The following is a 15,847-nucleotide window of genomic DNA, read 5'->3' on the forward strand; positions in this document are numbered from 1 at the left end:
AAGGAGTCCCGACTCGGCTCCTCACGATTGTTGGAGAAATTTCATGACAAGCACTTACAGCGCCGAGCAAATTCAAGTTCTAGAAGGTCTTGAAGCCGTTCGCAAGCGACCCGGAATGTACATCGGTTCCACCGGACCGAGGGGACTCCACCATTTAGTCTACGAGGTTGTGGACAACGCGATCGATGAAGCCTTAGCGGGGTATTGTACCCATGTCGAGGTCGATATTCAGCCCGACGGTTCGGTCAGCGTTGCTGACGACGGACGGGGGATTCCTACCGACAAACACCCCAAAACCGGTAAATCCGCCCTCGAAACCGTAATGACCATCTTACACGCGGGCGGAAAGTTCGGCGGCGGCGGCTATAAAGTTTCCGGCGGACTTCACGGTGTCGGCGTTTCTGTCGTTAACGCCCTCTCGGAATGGGTCGAAGTAACGGTCTTGCGAGATAATAAAAGTCATCGCCAGCGCTACGAACGCGGCATTCCCGTCACGGACTTAGAAGTCACTCCCGATAAGCAGAAAAATCGCACTGGAACTGCCGTTGCGTTTCTCCCCGATACGCAAATATTCACCGATGGCATCGAGTTTGATTACAATACCCTCGCCGGACGCTTGCGGGAATTGGCTTATTTAAATGCAGGGGTTAAGATTACCTTTAGCGATCGCCGCCTTGAAGAAGAGCGCGTTGAAACCTACTGCTACGAAGGCGGCATCAAAGAATATGTCACCTACATGACGCGGGAAAAAGAAGCCCTGCATCAAGATATTATTTATGTCGAAGGCGAACGGGATGGAGTCGCGATCGAAGTTGCCTTTCAATGGTGCATTGATGCCTACAGCGATAACATTTTAGGATTCGCCAATAACATTCGTACTATTGATGGGGGAACTCATTTAGAAGGGCTAAAAACCGTCATGACGCGGACGATGAATAACATCGCTCGCAAGCGAAATAAACTCAAAGATAACGAACCGAACTTAGGCGGAGAAAACGTTCGCGAAGGCTTAACAGCAGTTATATCTGTTAAAGTTCCCGACCCAGAATTTGAAGGGCAAACTAAAACCAAGTTAGGGAATACCGAAGTTCGAGGCATTGTCGATTCTTTAGTTGGGGAAGTTCTCAACGAATATTTTGAATTCAATCCGCAAGTTGCCGATGCGGTATTAGAGAAAGCGATTCAATCGTTCAAAGCAGCCGAAGCGGCGCGGCGGGCGCGAGATTTGGTACGGCGCAAATCGGTGTTGGAATCGTCGCCTTTACCGGGGAAATTAGCCGATTGCAGTTCGCGAGATCCGAGCGAATCGGAAATCTTTATCGTGGAGGGCGATTCGGCGGGCGGCTGTTTTGATGGCGATACTTTGGTCGCATTAGCTGACGGGCGCAATCTCAGTTTTAAAGAATTGGTGGCAGAAGAAGCGAGCGGCAAGCAAAACTTCTGCTATACAATTCGTCACGATGGAAAAATCGGCATCGAGCGTATCGTTAACGCGCGGATGACGAAGGCTAGCGCAGAAGTTGTTCGGCTGCTTCTCGATAATGGAGAAGTGTTAGTTTGTACGCCGGATCATCGTTTCATGCTGCGGGATGGAAGTTATAAACCGGCAGCGGAGTTAACACCTGATGATTCTTTGATGCCGTTGTATCGTAAGGTATCGGACGAAGGAGAAAGGCTTTGGGATCCGCAGTTGGAAGTGTGGCTATCGACGCAGGAAATTGAAATGCGATCGGAAACTTCGGTAACGTGCGATCGCTATTTTAATGGCGAAACCGAGAAAGTGTTAGAAGCCGTCGCGAATTACAATCACCGTATTGTCTCTATCGAACATTTGACCGATCGCGTCGATGTTTACGATATCGAAGTTCCGCATACCCATAACTTTGCGCTAGCGAGCGGTATTTTCGTTCACAATAGTGCAAAACAAGGTCGCGATCGCCGTTTCCAAGCTATCCTCCCCTTACGCGGTAAAATTTTGAACATCGAGAAAACCGACGATGCCAAAATTTACAAAAATAACGAAATTCAAGCCTTAATTGCTGCCTTGGGTTTGGGGATTAAAGGCGAAGAATTCGATCCGGCGCAACTGCGCTATCACCGCATCTTAATCATGACCGACGCGGACGTTGATGGGGCGCACATTCGCACGCTGTTGCTGACGTTCTTCTATCGCTATCAGCGGGATTTGGTCGATCGCGGCTATATTTATATTGCCTGTCCGCCGCTTTATAAATTAGAACGCGGACGCAACCATCAATATTGCTACACCGAACGCGAACTGCAACAAGCGATCGCGCAATTCCCCGCCAACGCCAACTACACCATCCAACGGTTTAAAGGTTTAGGGGAAATGATGCCGCAGCAACTCTGGGATACAACCATGAATCCCGAAAGCCGGACGATTAAGCGGGTTGAAATTGAAGATGCAGCCGAAGCCGATCGCGTGTTTACTGTATTAATGGGCGATCGCGTCGCACCCCGTCGCGAGTTCATTGAAACCTACGGACCCAAATTAAACCTCGCTGAGTTGGATATTTAACACTCACCATCGGGGAGCTTTAATCGTCTTGAAGCTCTCCAATCTCTCGATTTACTCCTTTTTTTTGGAGCCAGATAGTCAGATGCAGAAATCTTCCAAACTTTCACAGGAAGTTGAGATTACAACAGAGCAGAAAGAGGCAGCCGAAGCTGAAATTCGGGAAAAGAAAAAAGTTGTCGATTATGAGACAAAAGAATACCCAGTGGAAGTGCTGGTTCAAAAATATAGAGAAGGAGAAGAGGAAGATACTAACGAATTATATGTGCCAGATTATCAACGAGAGATGATTTGGGAGGAATCTCGACAATCAAAGTTTATTGAATCCCTTTTATTAGGGCTTCCTATTCCCTACATCTTTGTGGCAGATCTACGCCCGAAACAAGAAGATGAGGAGACAGAAGATTTAGCGCGTTTAGAAATTGTCGATGGAACGCAGCGTATCCGCACGTTAGATAGATTTTTGAGTAATGAACTCCAACTCCGCGAACTCAAAAAGTTAGAGAAGCTGAATGGATTTAAGTTTAGAGATCTGCCTTTGGCAAGACAAAGACGTTTTAATCGAGCTACAATTCGCATGATTGTCTTGACAGAAAAAGCGGATGAAGAGACTAGAAGAGATATGTTTGAACGTATTAATAGCGGCAGTGTTGAGCTCAATGATATGGAAAAACGTAGAGGTATATCTCCCGGTCCGTTTGTCGATCTCCTTGAAGAATTAGCAAAAGAGCCTAAATTCCGCAAATTATGCCCGTTTTCTAAAGCCCTGATCGATAAACGCGAGCCTGAAGAATTTGTACTCCGCTTTTTTGCTTACTTAGATAACTATAAAAACTTTGAGAGAAAGGTTAATGAATTTCTGAATCAATATTTAGAGAAGCACAACAACTCGGAGCTAAATATAGCAGAGAAGCGCTCTGAGTTCCAGCAGATGCTAGAGTTTGTGGAAAAATACTTTCCCAATGGCTTTAGTAAATCAAAAGGTCATGTAAAAACACCTAGAATCCGTTTTGAGGCAATCTCTGTAGGTGTCGCACTAGCATTAAGAAAGCAGCCAGACCTTCACATAAACTCAATAGATTGGTTAGAGTCCCCAAAATTTAAAGACTATACAACTTCAGATGCTAGTAACTCTAGACCTAAAGTGATAAAGCGCATTGAATACGTTCGAGACCAACTGCTCGCTAAATCATGACTAGCACCTTATTTGAAGACTTTCAAAAGCGCTCCAAGGAAGTAAGTAGATATTTTGTATTCTTGAAAAATTTGGAGCAGGGAACGATTAAGTTAAGTATGGGTGGAAGAAGTCAGACCCTCAGAACGCGACAAATTGACTCAGAATTGATTAAGACTTTGAAAGCGAGTGGCTTTTTACTGCTATATAACTTAGTCGAAGCCACAATGAGAAATGCAATTGAGGCAATATTTGACGAGCTACAATCCCAAGGAATTTCTTACGATAGTATTAGACCCGAACTCAAAAAAGTGGTGCTTAAAAATTTGAAGAAGCGGAATCCTGACAGGATATTTTCAAGCATAACTTCCATTTCAGTAGATATTATCGCTGCAAGCTTTGATAAGCAAGAACTGTTTTCTGGTAATCTTGACAGCAAGCAGATCAGAAAAACTGCAACCGAGTATGGATTTACTGACTTGACTGACCATGCAAAAACAGGTCGCGGTAGCGACCTGTTAACTGTTAAGACTAACAGAAATGATTTAGCACACGGATTTAAGACATTTGAAGAAGTTGGGAAAGATAAAACTGCTGATGAATTATTAGATATAAAAAATAAAACTGTGCGATATTTAAGACAAATATTGAATAATATTGAACAGTATTTAGACAATAAAGATTATTTAGATTCAACCGCTAAGGTAAGTCCTTAATTAAACTCTTCGAGATGAATTAAAATGCTTTTTGCAATAACTTGACCTAGCTTAACAGGAACAGCATTACCAATTAATCTACCTACTAAATCAATAGCTACTGGTCTATCTGGAGATACAAATTGATAGGTTGGTGGGAATGTTTGTAATAAAGCTGCTTCTCTAAGAGAGAGCGCCCTATCTTGTTCGGGATGACCAAACCTCCCATTCCCAAAACCAAAACATTGAGTTGTAATTGTTGGGCTTGGTTTTTCCCATTCCATTCTACCGTATACGGCTGGATAAGTTTTTCCACTTTCTTTAATATGACATTTAGCTAGTAAGTATTCAGGCCAATCTCGCCAAGTCCCCCCTGGTTTAGAGGCACGAATACGTCGTAAATTCAGTTCGGAAAGCTTGCTACTTCTATGCAATCTATCCCTGGCAGAAACTTGCCCAGCATAAAGCGGTTCTAAATCCTCAATTGTTTCTCTGACTGTAACGTAATTATTCAAGTTATGGGTGGGTGAAATTAATCTTATTTCTCCCCGATTTGATGCCAGTAAAACTAGCCGCTTTCTAGATTGAGGAATCCCATAATCCATACAATTCACTTGTTTGAATTCAAAATAATAGTAATTCTTCTTGAGAAACTGAAGAAATTCATCGAACACGGAATGAGCCTGCAACTGGATGACATTCTCTATTGAAATAATATCCGGCTTACTTTCTTCCGCAAGACGACGGAAATCCTGCAATAGCTTCCACTTAGAACTTCTATCTTTATAGCGTCTCGAATAGGTTGAAAATGGTTGACAAGGAGCGCATCCTGTTAGAACCTTAATTTTGCTTCCCTGAAAATGTTGGACAAGCTCTCCGCTACTGACATCTTCCACATTTTTCAGTATAAATTGTGCTTTGTTGTTGTATTCATAGGGAAATTGACAGGCTGGATCTATATCATATCCAGCTTTGACTGGAAGCCCCGCTTGCTCAAATCCATGTGTTAATCCTCCAGCACCACAAAACAAATCTACTGTTGAAATGTTTACTGTCATTCAGATTCTCTCACTCGGATATCGACCTCTTAAATACTCTACATTACTCTTGCTCTTAAGAAGCAGCGTCATTCCCTCAGCAAAACCTGGAGTCGTTCCAGTAGCTTATCCGGATGGTAGGGCTTACTGACAAAGAAGTTAGCTCCAACAGCTAGGGCGGGGGTGTAATTGGCGGATAACCCACTCATAGCAATAATTTTAACGGTGGGAGCGATTTCCTTCAGTCGTTGAATGACAACAATCCCGCTCATCACGGGCATTGTCATGTCCACAATTACAGCACTAATCTCCGATGGGTGGCGCTCGAACAGCGCGATCGCTTCCGCCCCACTGCTAGCCGATAATACCCTATAGTTACAGCATTCCAACAGCGATCGCGTGCTTTCAAGTACAGCAAGATCGTCATCGACAACTGCAATGATTTTCCCACCCCCATCCAACTGGTTCTGTCGTTCCCGAGTCGGCGTTGCATTGCTCTCAAGCGCGGGAAGATAAACCTTAACTTCCGTACCGCGTCCCATCTCGCTGTTAACTTGCACGAAACCGCCGTAATTTTTAACCATACCCAGCACCATCGCCAGTCCTAAACCCGTCCCTTGTCCCAGCGGTTTCGTCGTAAAAAAAGGCTCGAAGATGCGATCGCGCACTTCTGGGGGAATTCCGGTTCCCGTATCGGCAACCGTAACGACGACATAATCGCCCAGTCGCGCCTCTAAATTCGTTTGCGTAAAAGCCAGATCTACAGACTCATGCTCGATCGAAAGCGAAAGAATCCCGCCATCGGGCATCGCATCGCGAGCATTCACGCAAAGATTCATAAACACCTGCTGTAAATGAGTCGAGTTCGCCGAAACCCACCACAGCATTGGATTGAGAATCGTTTGACGAATCGAAATCGATTTCGGTAGCATCGGTTGGATCAGGTTCACCACTTCCTGTAAAACCGGCGCGATACTGACCGGACCGCGCTCTTCTCCTCGACCCCGCGTAAACGTTAAAATCTGTTCCAAGGTCTTAGCGCCGCGCTTGGCGCTTTCCTCCAGCACCTTCAACATTTCCAGCGATCGCGAATCGAGATCGGGCAGCCTCAGCCGCAACACCTGAGAAATCGCCACGACAGGCGTAAGTACATTATTGAGATCGTGGGCAATCCCGCTCGCTAACGTCCCCAAACTCTCCAAGCGTTGCGCTCGATAAAACTGAGCTTCCAGTCGTTTTTGCTCGGTAATATCAGTATTCAAGCACAAAATAAATTTCGGTTGACCCTCCGCGTCGCGGGCAAGCGTCCACCGTCCCTCGATAATCATTTCTCGACCCGTTTTCGCAACTTTATGAAGCTCGCCGTGCCATTCTCCTAACTCTAATACGATGTTGGTAATTTCCGAAACTTGCTCGCCATTTTCGCCCAACAACTCATTCGCATTCCGACCGAGCGCTTCGGAAGCTAACCAACCATACATTCGCTCCGCACTGCGATTCCAGTAAAGAATGCGATGCTTGAAGTCGCGCACGAGAATCGCATCCGAGGTAATATCCAACAACGCCGCTTGTTCCTGGATTTTTTGTTCTGCGGCTTTGCGTTCCAATAGCTCGCGCCGCGTTTGCTCGTACAGTTCCGATTGCTGAATGGCAATGCTGAGATGAGTCGCGAGTTGCTCGAGCAGATCGACTTCCCAAGCTTGCCAGTGATGGGGAGTGGCGCAATGATGGGCGACGAGCAAGCCCCAAAGCTTTTCTCCTTGTATGATGGGGACGACTAGGCTAGCCATGACTTGCAAGGGTTTTAAAAGCTCGATATAACAGGTATTGAGGTTCGAGCGATCGAGATCGGAGATAGTCGAAACTCGCCCCTGAAGATAGCTCGGGGCGTAGAGATCGCTGAAGCATGGATCGAAGATAACCGTTCCCAACAGCGACAGCCAGCCTTCGCCGACAGATTCGACAATTCCCTGCGCGCCTCCATCCGAGCTAAAGCGAAAGACTGCCGCGCGATCGCTATCGAGGGCTTGCCGCACTCGCTCGACGGTGCGCAATAATACGACCTCGAGTTCGAGCGATTGCCGAATATCCCCGGCGATATCCGCGACCAATCGTTCCCGCTGAACTTGCTGTCGGAGACGGTGTTCGGCTTGTTTGCGATCGCTAATATCTTGAATCTGAGCGATAAAGTAGAGCGGTTGGTTCCGTTCGTCCCGAACCAAAGTCGTACTCAAAAAACCCCAAACGATATGACCCTGCTTGTGGACGTAGCGTTTTTCCATATGGTACGCGCCGATCTCTCCGGTCAACAATCGAGCAACGGACTGCTGGCAGGTCTCGAAGTCGTCGGGGTGGGTAATGATAGCATAGTTCATCCCGATTAATTCAGCTTCGCTGTAGCCAGTAAGCTCGCACAAAGCCGGATTGACTTGCAGGAAGTCCCCCTGCGGGTCGCTCAGTGCCATACCGATCGCGGCATGGTTAAAGGCGGCCGAAAATCGAGCTTCGCTTTCTTTTAAGGCATTTTCAACGAGTTTGCGATCGCTAATATCTTCAGCGATACCGCCGAAACCATAGGTTTCTCCGGTTTCATTGCGAATCGGAAAGCTCGCGCTCGAAATCCAGCGCACCGAGCCGTCTGGATGCAAAACCCGGTATTCGACATTGCTGGCGCGTCCTTGGCGTTGCTGTTCCAGTTGGGCTTCGACGATGGGGAGATCTTCGGGATGAATTGCCTCCAGCCACGATTCCGGTTGCTCGATGAGACTCTGGCGAGACCGTCCCCAGATCGTCTCGTAAGCGGAACTCGCGTAGCAGTTCGCCCAAGAGGTAGATGTTGTCATCCAAATTAGGGCATGGCTGTTTTCGGCGAAATGACGGAATCGAATCTCGCTTTCTTGCAAGGCAATCTCAGCTTCCTTGCGATCGATGAGATCGGCAGCTTGTCGCGCTAAGACATCGATTAGATTCAATTCCCGTTCTGATGGCTCGTGAGTTTCGCGCCAATGAGTGGAAAACATTCCCACCAGGCGACCATCTCGCGAAATCAGCGGTGTAGACTGCACGCTTCTTATACCACAGCGGCGAAAAGAGTCGAGATTCGCCGTACCGACAATAAAATTGCAGTTTTCCACATCGGAGACGATCGCGCGTTCTTTGCTGGCTAGGGCCATCGCGCAAACCGTTTGGTCGTCAACTGCCACCCATTCCCACGACGCTGCTATTTCTGGGTCAAATCCCCTGTAGGAGAGCAAGTGCAGTTGGTTGCGTTCCGGGTCGAAGATTTGGAGACTGCCCATATCGGACTGCACGATCGCAATGGCTGCATCGAGAATCTGCTCGTAAAGAGTTTGGATATTTTCTTGGGAAATTAATTGGGTGCTGATTCGCTGTAACTTTTGCGTAGCAGCCAGTTCTGCTGCGAGTTTCGCCTCACTCTCCCACAAAGCCGCTTCAACCTGCTTGCGCTCGCTCGCGTCTTGCATAACGGCTAACAATCGTTGTCCCGAGCCGTCCTCGACACGGGTAACAAACATCTCGAGTACCATTCCTTGAGGTTCGGACTCGCGCTGGAAACGGAGTGCTTCTCCGGTCTCCAGCACGCGATCGTAGGTGTCGTACCAGTCCTCGCTCTCGTCGGGGAAGTTGTCGCGGATCGACTGACCGCTCAAGTCGGGAATGCCAAACATGGCTTGCATTGCCGGGTTCATGGCGAGATAGCGGTAGTCGCGAAGCCCATCGGCTCGAAGGGGCAGTTGCTCGAACAGACAGACACCCGCATCAATCGAGTCGAACAGCGATCGATATTTAGCTCCCGACTCGCGCCAAGCTTCCTCACTCCGTTTGCGATCGCTAATCTCGTCGTAAAGCACCGCAAAGCGATCGCTGCCATCGGGGACAACCGTCACCTCAAACCAGCGATCGAGTTGTTCGATGTAATGTTCAAAGCGCATGGATTCGCCGGAATCTACCATTTGCTGATAGCTGCACAGCCATCCGTCGTCGATACCGAGAAGCATTTCGGTACTGAGGCGAGCGATCGCATCATTGCGGGAAATCCCCATGATCTTCTCGGCTGCGGCGTTGATTTCTATGAACCGATAGTCGATCGCGCAACCGCTCTCGTCGCGCACCACTTCGCAGAGGCTAACTCCTTCGTGAATCGCCTCGAAGAGCGTGCGATATCGAACTTCGCTCTCGCTGAGAGCCTTTTCTCGTTGTCGTTGTTGCTCGATGGTTCGATGGGCAATTTCTAACTCCCGATTCTTTTGCTGCAATTCGGTTTGAGTCGCTTGCAACTGTTCGAGAGCTAAACGCAATTTTTCGTTAGCCTCAGTCAGCGCGTCAACTTTCGGCTTTGTTGGTTCTGGGTTAAGGCGATCGCTCGATACCGATGAGTAGAGGGGATTTAATTGGTAGCCGACCCGATGTTGGGTTTTAATGAAGTCTTTGGGCGCGCCCGCCGCTGTTAATTTTTGCCGCAATTCTTTGATATGCACCCGAACGGCTTCTTCTCCGGGATATTCTAAGGAAGTCCAGACGCGATCGAGAATTGCGCTGGCACTGAGAACTTTCTGGGGCGATCGCAAAAAAAGTTCTAGAATCGCGTATTCTTTAGGCGTTACGGATAGTAACGAGGTGTCGTAGATAACTTTACGGCGGCCCGGATCGATGGATAGTTTTCCCCCGCTTAAAATCGGTTGAGCGATCTCGCCTCCTCGCCGCAGTAAGGCTTGCACTCGCGCGATTAATTCTTCCGCATCGAAAGGTTTGACGACATAATCATCGGCTCCGCTATTGAGCGCGAGCGCTTTTTGTTGGGCTGCTCCTTGCCCGGTTAACAATAAAATCGGATTTTTAAATCCCCGCGATCGCAACTGCTCGCACAAACTAATTCCATTGAGTTTCGGGAGAATAACATCAAGTAAGATTAGGTCGTATTCAAACGCCTCTACCATCTGTAAGCCGCTCTCACCATCGTCCACGCTATCCACTGCATAGTTATAGCTTGAAAATAAAAGCTCTAAGGTATGAGCGACAGTGAAATCGTCTTCTACCACTAAAATTTTCATAGATTTTTATAGCACAATGCTATTCACTTACAAATATGAGTTTTCACTCGCTCAATAGTTAACTTTTATTAAGTTTTTTGATACTCTTTTAAAGCAAGTTTAACTCATGTTACGAGGAGAATGACAAGCTTTTTGGAACCCGAGTCAAATAAGCCTTGCAGGTTTTCAGCGCTCGAAAAGCGATTCACCCTCTCCCGATAGAACTTCAACAGAAGAACTTGACGTTGTGGGCCGCAGGGATTCAGGACTGGCAAGTAGAGAAATATTCAAAATGGCAACCCGCCAACGTTTTCGCTCCTCACAGTTTCTTTACAAAAAAAAACGACACTGGAAAAAGCAATCGTACTGCTGCTCTAAGAAAAAATTAAGGAGCAATAACAGTGAATACTATCCCTATAACCTGCGCTAAACCTCGTGTAACCCTGCTTTCTTCAAAGGTTCTTCAAACCTTGGGATTGCTTCAAGCTCAACTCCCTCATACATTAGGTAGCATCTATATTTATGACTTAATCGACCAGCACGTGACTTGGACGAGTTGCTCTGTGGCGACTCTGCTGGGCTATACAGAAGAAGATCTTCAGCTTATGGGCCAGCTTGCCCTGGGTACTCTGATTCACCCTGACGACTTAAACCGAGTTTCCGAACATTACCAGTGCTATAGCGTTTTGCAATGGGGCGAGACGATTTCAATTGATTACCGCATGAAACGGAAAGACGGAATTTGGTATTGGTTGCGTTCCACAGAAACTCCTTTAGTCATGGCGACTGCTACTTGCCCCCTGCAAATTTTAGGGATAATTCAGCCAAGAAATATAGAATGGTTCTTTTAATTATTGACAACTCTATAAAAGCGGGGTATTTAACTTAATTTAAGCCAAAGGTTAAGACTTGGGGCTGCTTATTGACTCCCTTAAAAACTCTGCATTGAGTTCGGGAATCGAAGAATTAGAACTAAGCCGGGGCCAATCTCAAATCCGGCTAATACCAATTCTTAGTTACGATGCACTAAATTTTTCGTCGTAGGGGCATAACAATGTTCATGGGTGTCAACTTAAGCTTAAACCTGCTCACCTAGCCCGCCTTGGGTTCAAACCCAAGGCTAATAGCTCAAGTCCTCTTCAGAGGACTGGAAAATTCAGATGTATCTAACCCGTTTCAACGGGTTTCAGCTAATCGCTGTGGAACTTGAGTTCCTGGCGGGCTAAGTGTTTCACCTTAAGTTGACGCTAATGATGCCCTCTTCGGGAATCGTGCAAAATCAATGAGAATTGGTATAACGTAATTAAGCGGGGCTGAAATCGCTCAAAGCACGGGTTAGACGGCATCGGCTTCGCAAAGCGCGTCTTTTAATAAATCTTCTGCCCCAAACCGCACCACATCGTAACAGGGCAATCCCGTTTCTTCTGAGACGCGATCGATTTCCTGCTGGGCGCGGTATTCGTCTAAATTAGAGGTATTAAGCGCGATCGCTTTCACTTTCGCCGGAAAAAACGCCCCGCCCGCACGCACCACTGTTTCATACAACTGCACCACTTCCGGTAGCGGCGGAATGAAAATATCCGGGCAATTATGAATCGATTCTTGTCCCGCTTTATGCACCAAAATCAACCCCGTCGGCTGACTGCCGCGCATTAACGGTAATGCCGCTGTCGAACCGGGATGCAGCAGCGAACCTTGTCCTTCGATAAACAAAATATCGCAATCTTTCCCTGCTTCCAAAACCGCCGCTTCTACCGCACCCGCTGCAAAATCGACGCGCACCGCATCCAAGGGAATTCCTTCCCCTGCAATCATCAACCCCGCCTGTCCGGTGGCGATAAAGCGAGAATTTAGCCCTTGTTTGTGCGCCGCGCGCTGTAACTCCAAACAAGCCGACATTTTGCCGACGCGCATATCGGTTCCCACTGCTAGGATACGCTGACAGGGGAGCGATCGCGCCTTGCCTTTTGCCACGCTTAATCCCGGCGGTTCCTGGCGGATATCCCAAATCCACTGCCCGGGGCGCAAATTCTCCACAATCCCTTGCATGGAAGCGTGCAAGCCATTCACCAAGGACAAACCCGCTTCTACTGCCTCCTTTACTTCCTGCTGCCACGCCGGAGGTAACTTACCTCCTGTCGGCGCTAAGCCAATCAGCAGGACATCGGGATGATAAGCTAGCGCTTCGGTGACAGAATCGACAATCGGCGCATCGCAGGGAATTCCGGTTAACTCGCGCAATGATTCCCCCGGACAATCGGCATCAATGACGGCGACAACGGGCGCTTCTCCGTAGCGAAGATAGGCTAAACCAGTTTTGCCGCCGCGATTGCGAACGCCTTGGTGGAGGAGGATAGCAACTCGATTGTCTCGGGTTAATTGCACGATCTTTTATCGGTCGTTGAATAACATTCTATTATCCATCGCGAGTTGATATTTCGACAACTATTTTTGCAGTTTCTTCGTTTCTTTTATATTTTTGGGGTTCTTAGCTTATAAAGACAGGGGAGTTTTTTCCCCGATGCTATAGTTGCGTTCCTTAATTAAACGCTGTAACTTTTGCACGCGCTTTTTTGAGGGCGGGTGAGTCGATAAGATTGCTAAATTTCGTCCCTCTTTTTGTTCCATGCGGGAAAAAAAGTCAGTTGCCCCCGCGACTTGTCCGTAAGTCGCATTTAATAAGGTTAAACCAAATTCGTCAGCCGCAGCTTCTTGAGACTGAGAAAAGCTAGCATTCCCCACTTTCTGCACGAGATTTCCGGCCAACGCTCCTAAAGCGCCACCATCGCCGAAAATCGTGCCAGCAACAACGCTTAGCAACAAACTACGACTAATTCCCCGTAAATGATCGCGATGGGCAAAATGTCCTAACTCGTGTCCCAGTACCATCATTAATTCATTTTCTGATTCCGTTTGAGCGAGCAAACCTTGATAAATGACGATTACATCTCCGGGGAGGGCAATCGCATTCACGGTATCATCGGGAATATAAAAAAGGCAATAGTTATGTTCTTTTTGCTGTTCTGGGGGGAGAGAGGTTTCGAGGCGAGTGAGGAGTTTGTTGAGCGTATCTTGAGTCGGAGAAGATTCAGCTTTTTGCTCGAAAGCCGGAAGAATAATCGCCCCTAAACTGCGCTCGACTTGGGGAGGAATTAGCCCGATTAATCCATCAAGCAATAGTCCTAATGCCCAAATTGCTCCGATAATTAAGGCAACCAAGATTCCTAAGATAACGAGCAGTTGTCGATTGTTAGGGGGTGGGTTGCGATCGCTGTAATGTTCTCGCGTCATGAGAGTTTGAGTACGTCGTAAAATTTGAACGATAAAATCTAAACTAACTCAGGCTCGTTTGGCTCAAACCGAAGATTCTAGGGCGCTAAGATCGAGCTTGTATCGCCAATAATACAATCCGAGTCGCGGTGGAATTTCGCAATCTCGCTCGAAACCAACAGAGAGATAAAGTTGTGTTGCATCTGTCATTAGTTCGCTGGTGAATAATCCGATGGTTTTGGCTTTATCTTGCGTCGCGCGATCGATACAAACCCGAAGTAAAGCTCGCGCAATTCCTTGTCTGCGGTGGTGCGGTGAAACGGCGAGTAACAAAACCGATGCCCAATCTGAGGGGATTGGTGCAAGAGAATTTCCGGACGAACAATAGGCAACAGAAGCAACGAGTTCGTCCGACAGCATTGCAATTAGAAATACTGCCCGTTCTGCAACTTTTTCAACCGAACGCAGATTCGTTTGCAAAGTTGTCCTATTTTCGGGGCTTAAGCGATCGCTATATTGGCGATAAGCTTCGATATTGAGTTGTGCGATCGCGGGAAACTGTTCGATTTTAGCCGTTTGAATCAAAATCACTAGGTTGAGCTTTCACGAGCATAAATTTCTTTTAGTTACTATTCACCGGACGGAACGGATTTAAAAAGTTTAGCATTGGATAAAGATTGCGCGATTGTACCCATAGTTTTCCTTCTCCTCGGAAACGACAAACTAAGCCTTCACCGCCTAAAATCCCCGTTTTTAGCGATCGCCAAGATAACCCGCCTATCGCTTCCACACTGTATTGCAAAGAATCCTCAAACGCGACGATATAACCCGTATCGACAATATACGCCCCCGAAACCGGAATTTCGATAATCCCGCCGTAGGAACTAAACCAAATATCGCCCTCTCCCGTCGCGCGCACTAAAAACAACGATTCGCCGCTAAAAAAGCCTTTAAATCCCTGAAACTTTGTATCGATTTCAACAGTCGGACTGCACGCCACAAAACCGCCCGATTGCATCATCAAAGCACGCCCTGCTTGAAGGCGATAATGCTGCACGTCGCCCGGAACCCCAGGAGAAATATACAACTCTCCTCGCGCTTTTTCGGCGGTAAATTCGCTCATAAATAAAGACTCGCCGCTCAGCATTCGACCGATGCCTTTCATTACGCCGCCCTTCATTTTTGACTTCATCTTAATGTTTGCATCCATCGCTGCCATTGCCGACGATTCGACTAATACCATCTGGTCGGCTTGCAAGGTTAAAATTAACGAAGCATAAGCGGGAGAATGTTCTATTTGGTAAGCAATTTCCTGAACCATGATTTTTTTTACTCTATCGTTCGAGATTTGCAAATATTTGAACGGATGAACAGTATTAAGACTCAAACAGTTTATCGAGGCGGTAATTTGGCTCCGATTGTCGCTCCGAAGGAACCTGGATTATGCGTTTGACAATAGAGTTTTCCGCGACCTTGAAAGCGACAAACTAAACCTTCGCCCCCAAAAATTGCACCCGCCCAACTTGAATTGGCTTTGCCAATTTTAAAGGTTAAGCTTTTTTCAAAAGCGACAATATGCCCGGTATCGACGATATATTCGCCATTCACATCAATTTCGTAAACGCCGCCAAAAGACGTTAATAAAGCTTTGCCGCGTCCGCTGAGAACCAGCCAAAAAATCGATTCTCCCGAAAAGAACGATTTCAAACCTTGAAAGCCGATTGTAATATCGACATCGGGTTCGGAAGCGAGATAAGAGGTCGCTTGAACGATTAATTCTTGCCCGCTTAAGTTATAGGTGAATAAATCGCCGATTAGCTTAGGTGCGAGGAAAATTTCGCTGTTAGCAACGGGGGAACGAAAGACGCTTAAAAATAGCGATTCTCCGGCGAGTACGCGCTTAATTCCGCCGAGAATGCCGCCGCCTTTCCCTTGGCGCAGGGTGGTGCTAGCGTTGATGTTAGCGTTCATGGCAATCATCGCACCGGCTTGGGCGACGATTTCTTCGTTAGCGTTGAGGGTAACGCGCGCGATCGCGCTGTCGGGTTGATGTAAAATTTCGATATCCACGCTCGCTCTCCTTA

Annotated in this window: 11 protein-coding genes; 4 read left to right on the forward strand and 7 right to left on the reverse strand. The window is 47.3% G+C overall.

The annotated features are described in order from the left end of the window. The first annotated feature begins 43 nt into the window (after positions 1–43). The 3 genes from gyrB (at position 44) to H6G50_RS16880 (ending at position 4,426) form a co-directional block, all read left to right on the forward strand. A complete protein-coding gene (gene gyrB / locus H6G50_RS16870) occupies positions 44–2,539 on the forward strand; it encodes a DNA topoisomerase (ATP-hydrolyzing) subunit B (RefSeq protein ID WP_190718659.1) in 2,496 nt (831 codons plus the stop codon). Positions 2,540–2,621: 82 nt separating this feature from the next. After that, positions 2,622–3,731 carry a DUF262 domain-containing protein gene (locus H6G50_RS16875; protein WP_190718662.1) on the forward strand — a complete coding sequence of 370 codons (1,110 nt, stop codon included), beginning with the start codon at positions 2,622–2,624 and terminating at the stop codon, positions 3,729–3,731. Next, the gene (locus tag H6G50_RS16880; protein ID WP_190718665.1) at positions 3,728–4,426 is read left to right on the forward strand and encodes an MAE_28990/MAE_18760 family HEPN-like nuclease; all 699 of its coding nucleotides are present in this window, start codon (positions 3,728–3,730) and stop codon (positions 4,424–4,426) included. Before H6G50_RS16875 ends, H6G50_RS16880 begins: the two co-directional genes overlap by 4 nt. Here H6G50_RS16880 and H6G50_RS16885 read toward each other — a convergent pair. Then, complete coding sequence (locus H6G50_RS16885) at positions 4,423–5,463, reverse strand: DNA cytosine methyltransferase (protein ID WP_190718667.1); 1,041 nt, start codon at positions 5,461–5,463, stop codon at positions 4,423–4,425. The two genes, H6G50_RS16880 and H6G50_RS16885, sit on opposite strands and share 4 nt — an antisense overlap. Positions 5,464–5,531: 68 nt before the next feature. Continuing rightward, a complete protein-coding gene (locus H6G50_RS16890) occupies positions 5,532–10,514 on the reverse strand; it encodes a PAS domain S-box protein (RefSeq protein ID WP_190718670.1) in 4,983 nt (1,660 codons plus the stop codon). Positions 10,515–10,894: 380 nt separating this feature from the next. Here H6G50_RS16890 and H6G50_RS16895 point away from each other — a divergent pair, with 380 nt between their 5' ends. After that, complete coding sequence (locus H6G50_RS16895) at positions 10,895–11,344, forward strand: PAS domain-containing protein (protein ID WP_190718673.1); 450 nt, start codon at positions 10,895–10,897, stop codon at positions 11,342–11,344. Positions 11,345–11,828: 484 nt separating this feature from the next. On the opposite strand, the gene H6G50_RS16900 is transcribed toward H6G50_RS16895, so the two are convergent. The 5 genes from H6G50_RS16900 to H6G50_RS16920 form a co-directional block, all read right to left on the reverse strand. Further along, positions 11,829–12,878, reverse strand: coding sequence for a DUF1611 domain-containing protein (locus H6G50_RS16900; RefSeq protein WP_190718675.1), 1,050 nt, complete (start codon positions 12,876–12,878; stop codon positions 11,829–11,831). 108 nt (positions 12,879–12,986) lie between these two features. After that, positions 12,987–13,784, reverse strand: coding sequence for a M48 family metallopeptidase (locus tag H6G50_RS16905; protein WP_190718678.1), 798 nt, complete (start codon positions 13,782–13,784; stop codon positions 12,987–12,989). A gap of 63 nt (positions 13,785–13,847) precedes the next feature. Then, positions 13,848–14,354 carry a GNAT family N-acetyltransferase gene (locus H6G50_RS16910; protein ID WP_190718681.1) on the reverse strand — a complete coding sequence of 169 codons (507 nt, stop codon included), beginning with the start codon at positions 14,352–14,354 and terminating at the stop codon, positions 13,848–13,850. Positions 14,355–14,385: 31 nt separating this feature from the next. Continuing rightward, positions 14,386–15,084 (reverse strand): TIGR00266 family protein, encoded by a 699-nt coding sequence (locus tag H6G50_RS16915; RefSeq protein WP_190718684.1) that lies wholly within the window; start codon positions 15,082–15,084, stop codon positions 14,386–14,388. A 71-nt stretch (positions 15,085–15,155) separates the two neighbouring features. Beyond that, on the reverse strand, positions 15,156–15,833 hold the full coding sequence (locus H6G50_RS16920; RefSeq protein WP_190718687.1) for a TIGR00266 family protein: 678 nt from the start codon (positions 15,831–15,833) through the stop codon (positions 15,156–15,158). Positions 15,834–15,847 lie beyond the last annotated feature (14 nt).

Origin of the sequence: Oscillatoria sp. FACHB-1406, from assembly GCF_014698145.1 — a bacterium.
In the GTDB taxonomy this organism is placed as follows: domain Bacteria; phylum Cyanobacteriota; class Cyanobacteriia; order Cyanobacteriales; family Spirulinaceae; genus FACHB-1406.

Excerpts from the sequence above, each read along its gene's own strand:
- gyrB (WP_190718659.1), top strand. The coding sequence starts at position 44 with ATGACAAGCACTTACAGCGCCGAGCAAATTCAAGTTCTAGAAGGTCTT.
- H6G50_RS16875 (WP_190718662.1), top strand. The coding sequence starts at position 2,622 with ATGCAGAAATCTTCCAAACTTTCACAGGAAGTTGAGATTACAACAGAG.
- H6G50_RS16880 (WP_190718665.1), top strand. The coding sequence starts at position 3,728 with ATGACTAGCACCTTATTTGAAGACTTTCAAAAGCGCTCCAAGGAAGTA.
- H6G50_RS16885 (WP_190718667.1), bottom strand. The coding sequence starts at position 5,463 with ATGACAGTAAACATTTCAACAGTAGATTTGTTTTGTGGTGCTGGAGGA.
- H6G50_RS16890 (WP_190718670.1), bottom strand. The coding sequence starts at position 10,514 with ATGAAAATTTTAGTGGTAGAAGACGATTTCACTGTCGCTCATACCTTA.
- H6G50_RS16905 (WP_190718678.1), bottom strand. The coding sequence starts at position 13,784 with ATGACGCGAGAACATTACAGCGATCGCAACCCACCCCCTAACAATCGA.
- H6G50_RS16915 (WP_190718684.1), bottom strand. The coding sequence starts at position 15,084 with ATGGTTCAGGAAATTGCTTACCAAATAGAACATTCTCCCGCTTATGCT.